This window comes from Coleofasciculus sp. (assembly GCF_046565525.1).
Taxonomy (GTDB): domain Bacteria; phylum Cyanobacteriota; class Cyanobacteriia; order Cyanobacteriales; family Coleofasciculaceae; genus Coleofasciculus.
The window spans coordinates 1-11,441 of sequence record NZ_JBKHUP010000169.1 but is presented as its reverse complement, the minus strand read 5'-3'; the positions used below and the strand labels follow the sequence as shown (position 1 = coordinate 11,441).

10 protein-coding genes and 1 tRNA gene are annotated in these 11,441 nt (G+C 47.4%); 5 read left to right on the top strand and 6 right to left on the bottom strand.

What is annotated here, in order from left to right:
- Window positions 1-246: 246 nt before the first annotated feature.
- Window positions 247-954 (top strand): N-acetylmannosamine-6-phosphate 2-epimerase, encoded by a 708-nt coding sequence (locus tag ACLGGO_RS33565; RefSeq protein ID WP_446422564.1) that lies wholly within the window; start codon window positions 247-249, stop codon window positions 952-954.
- A gap of 587 nt (window positions 955-1,541) precedes the next feature.
- On the opposite strand, the gene ACLGGO_RS33560 is transcribed toward ACLGGO_RS33565, so the two are convergent.
- The 3 genes from ACLGGO_RS33560 to petB all read right to left on the bottom strand — a co-directional run bounded on the left by ACLGGO_RS33560 (window position 1,542) and on the right by petB (window position 4,085).
- Window positions 1,542-2,693 carry a glycosyltransferase family 4 protein gene (locus tag ACLGGO_RS33560; protein ID WP_446422563.1) on the bottom strand — a complete coding sequence of 384 codons (1,152 nt, stop codon included), beginning with the start codon at window positions 2,691-2,693 and terminating at the stop codon, window positions 1,542-1,544.
- 184 nt (window positions 2,694-2,877) lie between these two features.
- Window positions 2,878-3,360, bottom strand: a complete 483-nt coding sequence (gene petD, locus ACLGGO_RS33555) for a cytochrome b6-f complex subunit IV (protein ID WP_006105395.1) — start codon at window positions 3,358-3,360, stop codon at window positions 2,878-2,880.
- Window positions 3,361-3,416: 56 nt separating this feature from the next.
- Window positions 3,417-4,085: a cytochrome b6 gene (gene petB / locus ACLGGO_RS33550; protein WP_446336824.1), complete on the bottom strand. Its 669-nt coding sequence runs from the start codon at window positions 4,083-4,085 to the stop codon at window positions 3,417-3,419.
- 354 nt (window positions 4,086-4,439) lie between these two features.
- Between petB and ctpA the strand changes: the two genes are divergently transcribed.
- Window positions 4,440-5,675 (top strand): carboxyl-terminal processing protease CtpA, encoded by a 1,236-nt coding sequence (gene ctpA, locus ACLGGO_RS33545; RefSeq protein ID WP_446422562.1) that lies wholly within the window; start codon window positions 4,440-4,442, stop codon window positions 5,673-5,675.
- 143 nt (window positions 5,676-5,818) lie between these two features.
- On the opposite strand, the gene ACLGGO_RS33540 is transcribed toward ctpA, so the two are convergent.
- Entirely contained in the window at window positions 5,819-6,457 is a 639-nt protein-coding gene (locus tag ACLGGO_RS33540) for an MBL fold metallo-hydrolase (protein ID WP_446422561.1), read from the bottom strand.
- A gap of 157 nt (window positions 6,458-6,614) precedes the next feature.
- Here ACLGGO_RS33540 and ACLGGO_RS33535 point away from each other — a divergent pair, with 157 nt between their 5' ends.
- The 3 genes from ACLGGO_RS33535 to trmFO all read left to right on the top strand — a co-directional run bounded on the left by ACLGGO_RS33535 (window position 6,615) and on the right by trmFO (window position 10,109).
- Complete coding sequence (locus tag ACLGGO_RS33535; RefSeq protein ID WP_446422560.1) at window positions 6,615-7,919, top strand: site-2 protease family protein; 1,305 nt, start codon at window positions 6,615-6,617, stop codon at window positions 7,917-7,919.
- A gap of 251 nt (window positions 7,920-8,170) precedes the next feature.
- On the top strand, window positions 8,171-8,659 hold the full coding sequence (locus tag ACLGGO_RS33530; protein WP_446336820.1) for an FHA domain-containing protein: 489 nt from the start codon (window positions 8,171-8,173) through the stop codon (window positions 8,657-8,659).
- Between the two features lie 91 nt (window positions 8,660-8,750).
- On the top strand, window positions 8,751-10,109 hold the full coding sequence (gene trmFO / locus ACLGGO_RS33525; protein ID WP_446422559.1) for an FADH(2)-oxidizing methylenetetrahydrofolate--tRNA-(uracil(54)-C(5))-methyltransferase TrmFO: 1,359 nt from the start codon (window positions 8,751-8,753) through the stop codon (window positions 10,107-10,109).
- A gap of 91 nt (window positions 10,110-10,200) precedes the next feature.
- On the opposite strand, the gene ACLGGO_RS33520 is transcribed toward trmFO, so the two are convergent.
- Window positions 10,201-10,271, bottom strand: a tRNA-Gly gene (locus ACLGGO_RS33520).
- A gap of 71 nt (window positions 10,272-10,342) precedes the next feature.
- Complete coding sequence (locus ACLGGO_RS33515) at window positions 10,343-11,290, bottom strand: hypothetical protein (RefSeq protein ID WP_446422558.1); 948 nt, start codon at window positions 11,288-11,290, stop codon at window positions 10,343-10,345.
- Window positions 11,291-11,441 lie beyond the last annotated feature (151 nt).

Below are 11,441 nucleotides of genomic sequence, written 5' to 3'. Positions count from 1 at the left end.
GCCATTCCTTAAAAATGGCTATTTGGGCGCTAGTTGGTTTTAGTTTAAACTCGTAAATTAAAGTAAACATTTGCAAGGACCCCTGCAATGTATCTAACACTCATTATACTACACTATTGTTTGAGTGTTGTCAGGATAGATTAGACTCGCAACTAAAGTTGCTCTGCTGAACGCAACGCTTAAGTTTCATCCCCTGGTTAAAACACAGGGGTTTTCACCATCGCTATCTTATAAGACAAAAGCGGGATGACAGCCAATTCTCAGAACTTAATTTCAGTGTTACGTCACGGTTTGATCGTCTCTTGTCAAGCCCCCGTTGACTCGCCTCTCCATGATCCATTGGTAATTGCGGCTATGGCACAAGCCTCTGTGAATCAGGGCGCTGTTGGTGTGCGAATTGATACCCCTGCCCATATTCAAGCGGTGCGGAAGCAATGTCCGACAACACCGATTATTGGGTTGTGGAAACAGCAGATACCCGGATCTGAGGTTTACATTACGCCTCAATTTAATCATGCCCATGCGATCGCGTCAGCCGGGGCTGATATTATTGCGATTGATGCTACGTTACGACAACGCCCTGGCGGGGAAACCCTCTCTGAATTAATTACCCGAATTCACGAGGAACTAGGGAAACCAGTTATGGCGGATATCGATACGATTGAAAGCGCAACCGCCGCCGTGAACGCTGGGGCTGATGTTGTCGGAACAACTCTTTATGGTTACACCGCCTCAACCCAACATCTCCAACCACCAGGATTTGAACTTTTGTCCCAAATCGTCGAACAGTTAGACGTGCCAACCATCTGTGAAGGCGGGATTGCCTCGCCCCAGATGGCACAACAAGCCCTCCAGTTAGGCGCTGATGCTGTGGTGGTGGGAACGGCGATTACGGGAATTGATTGGCAAGTTCAAGCCTATCAAAAGGCGATGAGGGATGGTTATGAATTATGAATAATTCATTTGCATTTCCTATTTTCGCCGATTTACGGTAAAATAAAGGGTTTATTTCGGGTATTTCTATTGCCCATGCGATCGCGAAAGTGACAAAATGTAAACAGAGCGGTAGTCCGCGACTAGGGGTATTCGGGTTAAGGTGCGAAACATTCCCAGGTTCAGCTAAGGGTGGTGGCGATTGGCACACAGACTTGCGATCGCTAAACTAGGCGTTGACCAAGATTGTAAAGAATTGCAACTAACGCGCATAACCTCTAGCCAAGTGGACGTATGAAATAGTGGAGGTGATGGTTATGCTGACATTCTTGATTTTGATTGCCTACCTTACAGGTTCTGCAATTTTCCTTGATGTTTTGTTTAAAGAAGAATTAGAGCAGTTTTAAGCAGGTAGATGCGGCAGGTAATTTTTCCTAATTAGATAGTGGGTTGTTCGAGTTTAGTACAGCTTTTCCGAGACCTTGGTTAAGTTATAAAAACAGTCAGGAATGACACCTTGGTATCTCTCATGACCCATAATATAAGACGGCGGCGGGGTAGTTTGTCTTTCATTCAAGAAACGGGCTTCCCTGCTGCCTTTTTAGGGTTTATTTAGGTAAATTATATAAGAGTTGTTTAAACTGTTCCTGAAAAGCATCTCGGCTAAATTGAGCCAGACATTGTTCTCGCAACCACTCCGCATCACAGCGCTGATCATCTCCTTTAAGGATTTCAATACATGCAGTAGCTACCGCTTCGGGATCACGGTGGGGTACTCGCCAGCCTAAACGTCCATCCTGTAAGGGATCAGCCGATCCATCGGCGTCCCCAGCTAATACAGGTTTACCACATGCCATGGCTTCTAGATAGACGATACCAAAGCCTTCTTGAGATGGCATGATATAAGCATCAGCTACGCGGTAATGTTCCACTAAGTCACTGGTGGGAACGAACCCAGCAAAAACGACGCGATCGCGAACACCAAGATCGTGAGTCAATTGTGCTAATCTAGGCTGATCATCACCGCGCCCAATGACTAAATATTTCACCTCTGGGAAAACCGCAGCAATTTTTGGGAGGGCGCGAATCGTTACATCCACTCCCTTATAAATATCCCCTGACCATAGACGTGCTACAGTCATTAATACTTTAGCCCCTGCCAAATCATATCGCTTAATTAACTCTGGAGACTTGTCACCAGGGGTAAAGACATCACCATCCACCATACAAGGTAAAATCTTTACCTGATGGGGATCTAAGTCATTCGCCGCACAAGCGCGATCGCGACTGTAGCGACTAATTGTCCAGATTTGAGCCGCACCAGTCAGCGCCTGACGTTGGCAAGTGGGTAATTGCTGCCAAACTTCCTTTCCATAAGTCAAAACGGTATAAGGAATACCCAATGGCTGACAAAGAAACTGAATCAGAGGGGCTAAGTTAATATGACCGCAGAAGACATGCTTTGGGCGTTTTTGCCACAAACAAAGCCAAAGCGCTGCGGCTAACCTGAGACGCCCTAACATCGGCGGTTTAGTCTTCAGGTAATGAAATTTTAGACAGGGAACATCAAAAGGGTTGTCACATCCTGGGCTATCCCGGAGTAAAAATACCTCAGCGCCTATCTCGGTTTCAGTGTGAGCCTGAATTGATATATAAGCTTGTAATATATTTTTGACGTAAGATTGAATACCGCCTTCAATCGCAAAAATCTCTAGAAAAACAAATAAATGATGAGTTGGGGTATTATTTAGACTCGTCAATTTTTTCTTTTCCCCCGACTTACTAACGCCGTATGTTTAAATTATTCCTAACCCCAATACTACTCGAATAAGTTCTATTTGCCTGTTCGCTATTCCCTGGACATAATATAACACCTGTCATTGCCTTAGCTTGAAAGATAAACTAAGACAGCGACAGGTGTTGAGTTCAAAGAACTTGAACCGTTTAGAACAGACCCAAAGTAAACGACTTATCAATGGGGAACGTTGCGCCAATACCCATCCACAGAGTAACCAGGGTACCAATCATAAAGACAGTGGTTGCCACTGGACGGCGGAAGGGGTTTTGAAATTTGTTGACGTTTTCGATAAAGGGAACCAGGATTAGACCGAGTGGAATGGCTCCCGTCAACGCAATCCCTAAGAGTTTATTGGGAACAACGCGCAGAATTTGGAATGAGGGATAGAGATACCATTCCGGTAGGATTTCTAGGGGAGTAGCAAACGGATCAGAGGGTTCGCCAACCATAGCTGGATCGAGGACAGCTAGAGCAACGCATAGAGCGATTGTCCCCATAATCACTATCGGGAAGGTGTAGAGCAGGTCATTGGGCCAAGCGGGTTCACCGTAGTAGTTGTGACCCATGCCTTGGGCGAGTTTTTCGCGTAATTTGGGATCGCTGAGATCCGGCTTTTTCAGAATTGACATGATTTTAAATGTCCTTAATCAACAAAGAGTAGCACGTCTTTGCCAGGAATCGCAGTTTAGAGGGGACCGGAGATACCCTGCTTGCGAATCATGATAAAGTGCAGCAGCATGAAGACGGCAATTAGCCAAGGAAGAACAAAGGTGTGCAGGCTGTAGAAGCGAGTCAAGGTAGCTTGACCAACACTTTGACTGCCACGAATGAGTTCAACGATTAAGGAACCAACTACAGGAATCGCGTCAGGAACACCGGAGACGATCTTGACCGCCCAGTAACCCACTTGATCCCAAGGTAGGGAGTACCCTGTCACGCCAAAGGAGACGGTAATGACTGCCAAAATTACGCCTGTTACCCAGGTTAATTCCCGTGGCTTTTTGAATCCGCCCGTCAGATAAACCCGGAAAACGTGCAAAATCATCATTAGTACCATCATACTGGCAGACCAGCGATGGACGGAACGGATCAGCCAACCGAAGTTGACGTCAGTCATGATGTACTGTACAGACGCAAATGCCTCAGTGACAGTCGGTCTGTAGTAGAAGGTCATGGCGAATCCAGTAGCGAACTGGATAATAAAGCAAACGAGAGTAATTCCACCGAGACAGTAGAAAATATTAACGTGGGGAGGAACGTACTTTGATGTTACGTCTTCAGCTAATGCCTGAATTTCTAGACGCTCCTCGAACCAGTTAAAAGCTTTTGATTCAGTTACCTGCTTAGAAAACATGAAGCCAGAATTTTTAGAAGGATATTGCTGTTTGAGTGTGAGCTAATCCTGGATAGGGTTTAATCTACCAGGAAATGAGATAGCTCTGGGGCTAGTGTGTTTAATACCGCTGGGGCGGTATCTCGATCAACGTATCGGGAACGCTGACCGGATTTGAAATTGCTCTATGAGAAATGTAACATAACTTGACAAGAGTCGTTGTCTTAACCCCGTCAGAAGACCCTGCTTTTACAAGGCGTTGAACGATGAAAGAAGAATCCCTCGCTTGAGCGCGATGGGAGTTGTCAATTTCCCAGACTTTGCCACACTAGATAAATGAGAGCATCAAAGCCTACCGTTAATTTTTATTGAGTTATGCCAAAACGATCATTCTGGGTTGGACTCATAATCCTTTGCCAAATTGTCCTGTTATGGGTAGGGTGGACTCCCTCAGCCTCAGCATCGACTCAAGAACAACAGCTATTTTCCGAAGCGTGGCGGATTGTCTCGCAAGCTTATGTGGATGACTCCTTTAACGAGCAAAACTGGTGGCTAGTGCGCCAGAATACCCTTAAGAAAGGTTTAGATAACCGCGACGCCACCTACAAGGCGATTCAGAGCATGTTAGCCACCCTGGAGGACCCCTACACGCGCCTGCTTAAACCGAGTCAATATCGCAGTCTCAAGGTGAATACATCGGGTGAACTTTCGGGTGTGGGGTTACAAATTGCCCTGGATGATGAAACCGGTCAATTAGCCGTCGTCGCGCCCATCGCTGGCTCACCTGCTGATCAAGCCGGAATTCAACCGCGCGATCGCATCGTGGCAATTGATGGCGAAACCACAGACACCTTAACCCTTGACGAAGCCGCCGCCCGGATGCGTGGACCTGTTGGCACAAGTGTAACCCTCTCAATTCAAAGTAAGGACGAGCAACCTAGGGTGATTGAACTCGTGCGCGATCGCATTGCCCTCAATCCAGTTTATGCCGCACTCGATTCTGAATCCAATATCCCAATTGGCTACATTCGCTTAACCCAATTCAGTGCCAATGCGCCCACGGAAGTCGCCAACGCCATTAACCAACTCGAACAAGAGGGAGCAAATGCTTACATTCTAGACCTGCGGAATAATCCAGGAGGTTTACTGCAGGCGGGTTTAGAAATTGCTCGTCTCTGGATTGATCGAGGCACTATTGTCTATACCGTTAATCGCAATGGCATGATGGGCAATTTTGATGCCTACGGACAAGCACTCACAGAAGCCCCCTTAGTTGTATTAGTCAACCAGGGAAGTGCCAGCGCCAGTGAAATTTTAGCTGGCGCACTTCAAGATAATGGCAGAGCGAAACTTGTCGGGGAACAAACCTTTGGGAAAGGGTTAATTCAGTCCTTATTTGACTTATCCGATGGATCAGGTTTAGCCGTAACCGTTGCCAAATACGAGACTCCCAATCATCGAGATATCAACAAGTTAGGGATTACGCCCGATTGGGAAGTTTCTCTCGATTCAATTCCTGTAACTCGTGCTGGTACAGCCTCAGATCGACAATATCAAGCCGCCGTGGAGTTATTGACGGGGAATTCTGTCTTAGCCGCAAAAGCCGCATGACAAAAGCGGAGGTGCAGGGGAGATGGGGAAGATGGAGTACAGCCGATTCTCTCCGGGGCGGGTTTTACCCCTAACGTTTTGGCACAAACCAATAACTGAACTAAACCCGCCATTGTTCGGATTCAGGGGAAGCAAAAATTAAATTAGAACTGATCCGAGCCGTCAATTTGAGACAGCCGTTTATAAGCCTGATCAATCGCGCCTTTCCCCCGCAGCGCCCCGGTGTTTGCCCCAGGACAAATATAACTCAAGGTGTCTGGCGTGAAGCAATCCAGAAGAGACTGGAGGCTGCGAAGTTGTCGTTGCCAGTGAAATGTTTTTGACACTCGCAACGGTACAGGTTCTCCGTCTTGGTTCGGTAGCAAATGGCGTCCAGAAAATAAAACGCCCCCTTCCTGGTTGTAGTAAAGGCAAGCTGAACCCGGAGAATGACCTGGTGTCCAGATAGCCGTACAGTGATCAGAAATTGCCAACTCTTGCTCAAAGGAGGTAGCTTGGGCGCTAGGGAGTAGGTAGGCTTCTTGTTCTTGAATCACCAGGTTACAGCCAAAAGCGTCCTGAATCTCTTGGGCTTTGCCAATACCGCCCCGATGGGTAATGAACAGACAGGAGACACCTCCGTGATCCCGCAAAAATTGGTGAGTCCCATCATTCCAAACCGGACAATCAATCAACACCCCAGCCCCATTCTCTACAATGAAATAAGCTGTACCTCCTAAGGTGTCGCGATTGGGTGGAAATGCGAAAATATGATTAAGGACTGGGCGTGGGGATTTGAACACAGTAGCTTATAGATTTAGCGACGAGCTGGGACGAAAAACACGATGATCCGTTTGAGACAAATCAGGTTGAACAATGCATGTTGGTCTGTAATCATTAGCCACTCGGACTAATCTTGGTCAAGATTTTGCTTTTATCACGAATGGGTATCTGTACATCATGGAACTCTGGTTACTCCTAATTTTACTTGTTTTCATTGCCTACTTTATTGGCAGGTACTCGGTTACCAGGATGAACCGGATGCCGACACCCCCTGAAAACTCAGCGACTGGATCAACGGTTTCCCAGGCGGCTGAAAAGTTAGGGCTGCGTCCAATAACCAAACAGGAAGAAACTGAACTGCGAAATTGCTTTCCTTGGGGCGTCTACTATCTCCAAAATTTGGAGTATCGTCCCCAAGCCGTCTTATGTCGGGGTAAGCTTCGCACCAATCCTGATGCTGCCTATAAAACGGTGCGGAATAATGTTGAGGCAGAATTTGGCGATCGCTTCTTTGTGATTTTTCAGGAAAGCTTCAGTGGAAAACCGTTCTTTGCCCTGGTTCCCAACCCCTACGCCCAGTCGAGAGGGAAACGGTTGAATGATGAGTTAACCCGACCCGGTTTAGCGTTAGCTCTGGTGGTCATTACTTTATTTACCACAACAGTGGTGGGCGCTACCCAAATTGCTGGACTTTCTCCGGAACAAGTACAATCTAACCCAGAGGCATTACTGACAGGATTGCCCTATGCCTTAGCCCTGATGGCAATTTTAGGGGTTCACGAACTGGGTCATTACCTCGTCGCCCTGTATTACAAAATGCGGACGACTCTCCCCTACTTTATCCCTATACCCTTTTTCTTAGGCACTTTTGGCGCGTTTATCCAGATGCGATCGCCTGTACCTAATCGCAAAGCCTTATTTGATGTCGGTATTGCAGGTCCGGTGGCGGGATTACTGGTTGCCCTTCCTCTTCTATTCTGGGGGTTAGCCCATTCTAGTCCGGTTCCTTTGACAGAAGAATCGGGATTGGTGAATATCCAATCCTTAGATCCGCGTTTTTCCTTATTGCTGTCACTCATCAGCAAATTGGCGTTAGGGAGTCAATTTATGCCAGACACAGCGATCAACCTGCATCCAGTCGCCGTTGCTGGGTATATTGGATTAATCGTCACAGCGTTTAATTTAATGCCCGTCGGTCAACTGGATGGTGGTCATATTATCCACGCTATGTTTGGACAGAGAACAGGTGCAGCCATTGGTCAACTGAGCCGATTATTAGTTTTGGTTCTGGCATTTTTGCAACCCGATTTGCTCCTGTGGGCGATTATATTAATCTTGCTGCCCGTTGTCGATGAACCCGCCTTGAACGATGTTTCAGAATTGGATAACTGGCGAGATTTTGCCGGATTGCTAGCACTGACTATCCTGGTGAGTATTCTCTTACCGGTTCCTGGAACCCTTTCTCAATGGTTAAATTTTTAAGCGTCGCCACTCCTCTAACTCCCGATATAGCATGAGAAAAACACAGTCTTATTGGTTCTGTCTTCTAGAGCTTTCTCCGGAAAAGCCTAGTACAGGGTTGTTTCTCATGCTAACCCGCTAAAATATCTCTTGTCTGCTTTGTCTGCTTTGTGCCGAAGAGTGCGATCGCCTAATGGTTAAACTAGATTAAACCCGTGTGGGTTATTCGCTTGTCGTTTTTACCGCCTTCGGTAAACCCAAGGATTAAAAAAATGTCTCAAACTGAAACTTCTCAATTCCATCAACCTCAAACCAACAGCACACCCACTGACGTAGAACAGTCTTCACAGGCAACAGATGCTCAAGAAAGGCATCTATTGCTGGTGGAAGATGATAAAGGACGCCGAGTCTTTAATCTAGAAGCACAAGTCTATTCAATTGGTCGAGATCCTAGCTGCGATATCCGCCTGTTCTCCATGTTTGTCTCTCGCCAACATGCAACGTTACGACGGATGGCACTCGATAATGGTTCATACCGTTACCAAATTGCCGATGGGAACCTTCAAGGTCAACCTAGCACCAATAAAATCCTGATTAATGGTCGCAAAATTAGTACTTATGAACTTAAAGATGGCGATCAAGTCGTGTTTGGCGCAGGCGTGAGTGGGAAATACTACCGACTTAAGCCCGAAGACCAAAAAAGTGGTCCCCTCGACCCGTTTGATATTACTCTAATTGACCCCAGCATGTTAGACGACTAAAATCTTACAAAGTTTACATGGGGTTATAGGTTGGTCGTCATTGGTCATTGATTATTGGTGGCTAAGGAATACTTGTGATCAGAAGTAAGACATGGAACAACAGACAATTCAGGTAATTGGTGGTGGATTAGCGGGTACGGAAGCCGCGTGGCAGATTGCCAAAGCGGGAGTGCCCGTGGTACTCCATGAAATGCGTCCGGTGCGGATGAGTCCTGCCCATCATACCGGAGAATTAGCGGAATTGGTATGTAGTAATTCCTTTGGGGCGCTATCGAGCGATCGCGCGGCGGGGTTGTTGCATGAAGAGTTACGCCGTCTGGGTTCTATTGTTATCGGTAAAGCGGATAACCATGCGGTATCGGCTGGGGGGGCGTTGGCGGTGGATAGGGCGGTATTTAGCCACGATTTGACCGAAACCCTTGCTAGTCATCCTCTGATTGAGTTAAGGCGGGGGGAAGTGCCGCAAATTCCTCCAGAAGGTGTTGTGGTGCTGACAACGGGTCCATTGACAAGTCCAGCCTTAGCGGCAGACTTGCAGCGTTTCACGGGGATGGATTATTTCAGTTTCTTTGATGCGGCATCGCCAATTATCGTCGGGGAGTCGATTAACCAAGACATTGCCTTTATGGCGTCCCGATATGACAAGGGAGAGGCAGCCTATCTGAATTGTCCCATGAATCGGGAGCAATATTTAAGGTTTTGGCAAGAATTGTGTCAGGCTGAAAAAGCGGAATTGAAGGATTTTGAGGAAGAAACGGCAAAGTTTTTTGAAGGCTGTCTGCCGATTGAAGAAATGGCGCGGCGGGGAGAAGATACGATGCGCTATGGTCCCCTAAAGCCTGTGGGATTGTTTGATAGCCGTCAGGGAGACTTTCGCGCCACAGAAAATCAGCATAAGCGTCCTTATGCGGTAGTACAGTTGCGCCAAGAAGATAAGGCGGGTCAGTTGTGGAACATGGTTGGGTTTCAGACGAATCTACGTTGGGGCGAACAGAAGCGAGTCTTTCGGTTAATTCCAGGGTTGGAAAATGCCGAGTTTGTGCGGATGGGAGTGATGCACCGCAATACGTTTATTAATTCGCCAGAATTGCTGTATCCAACGCTACAGTTTAAAAGCTGTCCGACAAGGTTAGCGGCGGGTCAGTTGGTGGGAACGGAAGGGTATACAGCCGCATCGGCTGGAGGTTGGTTAGCTGGGACAAATGCAGCGCGGTTGGTGTTAGGGTTAGAACAGATTACGCTACCACCAACGACGATGATGGGGGCGTTATTTGAGTTTATTAGTTCAGCATCACCGAAACACTTTCAACCCATGCCACCTAATTTTGGCATTTTACCAACCCTAGAAGTACGGATTAAAGGGAAAAAAGAGCGGTATGGGGCGTATCGCGATCGCGCTTTAGCTGATTTGCAGAGTTGGCAGCATAAATTTCAGGTATCTGCGGCTTGAGTATTGACACTCCCCGCACTTTTAGGGGCGATTCATCAAGAGCGCTGACCCTACAGGTACAGCGTAGGACTTCTCGCCGGATAAGTTAAGAAGCGGGCAGCGAGAATCGAACTCGCATCATCAGCTTGGAAGGCTGAGGTTTTACCACTAAACTATGCCCGCAGACGCTCATAACTTTTCTAGTATAAACCACGATAGCACAATTTTGGTAAAAACTTGCCAAAATTATCGGCTCAATTCCCCGAGAGATTAATTTCCAGGGTCAGAGAGTACGACCCGTACACAGGGCTATCCGCCATGTACGTTGGTGAAAACCTCCAATCGGCAATAATCTCCTGGGCGAGTTTCGTGGCTTGCTCTTGACTGAGGGTTCCTTGTGGCACTAGGGTCTGATCAGGTAGAACTTCTGCTTTGCCTATATCCGTGATCAAAACGAGAACCTCGATAACCACAGGTTGCTCCAGAGTAATGCCTAAGGATGTGAGTTCATCCACCGAGAGGGGTTGGCTCATTTTCAGGATTTTGGCAAATTGGTCGCCCGGATTGCGTTGCGGATCGATATTAGAACCACCACCCTGACGCACGGGTATGAGTCCATTAATAGAGACAATGAAACCCCCGCCGGACTGATTTCCGGGTGACGTGGGTTTTGTTGGTTCCTCTGGCGATGGGGGAGAAGAAGGACTAGGCGTAGTCGGGTTTAGGAGTTCCTCTGATGGCTCAGGAGACTGGGTTTTTCCTGTCCCTTCAGATGGGGTGGACGTTGGCGATGGGATCGGGGTTTGGTTCGGTGAGTTGGGCGAGAAAACCTTTGTGGGTGAAGGGTTAGGGGTTTGCTGAGTGGTGTTTGCGATCGCCTGATTCGGACGATTTGTCGGTTGTTCTGACTCGGCTTGAATTTTACGACTCTTTCCTGGTGTTTTTTGAGTAACCGGAGAAGGGGGAGATTGAGTCGCTGGAGTTGGCATGGTAGCATTTGAGGCGAGGGCAATCACCTCAATGGGAATCAGTTGTTGACTCAACCGCCAGTCCTGAAAGCGTCCCAACAGCGCCAGACGCAGCAACCCCACGCCAAGCAGATGAATCGCCACAGAACTTATAATAACTGTTCTCCATAGCGCCGGTGGGTCAGTGTGACTACGTTGGGGTATCTGAGGTTGGTTTAGTGTTGGTTGTGTCATTACATCAGGTTGAGATAATTTAATTCCATAGTGCCAAATAGCCACTGATCATCTGGATCAAGTCTTAGCTTTCTTTACAAGGTAAGCGATGGTGAAAGCCCTCGTGATTTATCCGAGGGATGAAACCGAGCGAGGCGTTTAGCCAAGCAAC

Coding starts and splice junctions, on each gene's coding strand:
- ACLGGO_RS33565 (WP_446422564.1), top strand. CDS start 247: ATGACAGCCAATTCTCAGAACTTAATTTCAGTGTTACGTCACGGTTTG.
- petD (WP_006105395.1), bottom strand. CDS start 3,360: ATGTCAATTCTGAAAAAGCCGGATCTCAGCGATCCCAAATTACGCGAA.
- petB (WP_446336824.1), bottom strand. CDS start 4,085: ATGTTTTCTAAGCAGGTAACTGAATCAAAAGCTTTTAACTGGTTCGAG.
- ctpA (WP_446422562.1), top strand. CDS start 4,440: ATGCCAAAACGATCATTCTGGGTTGGACTCATAATCCTTTGCCAAATT.
- ACLGGO_RS33535 (WP_446422560.1), top strand. CDS start 6,615: ATGGAACTCTGGTTACTCCTAATTTTACTTGTTTTCATTGCCTACTTT.
- ACLGGO_RS33530 (WP_446336820.1), top strand. CDS start 8,171: ATGTCTCAAACTGAAACTTCTCAATTCCATCAACCTCAAACCAACAGC.
- trmFO (WP_446422559.1), top strand. CDS start 8,751: ATGGAACAACAGACAATTCAGGTAATTGGTGGTGGATTAGCGGGTACG.
- ACLGGO_RS33515 (WP_446422558.1), bottom strand. CDS start 11,290: ATGACACAACCAACACTAAACCAACCTCAGATACCCCAACGTAGTCAC.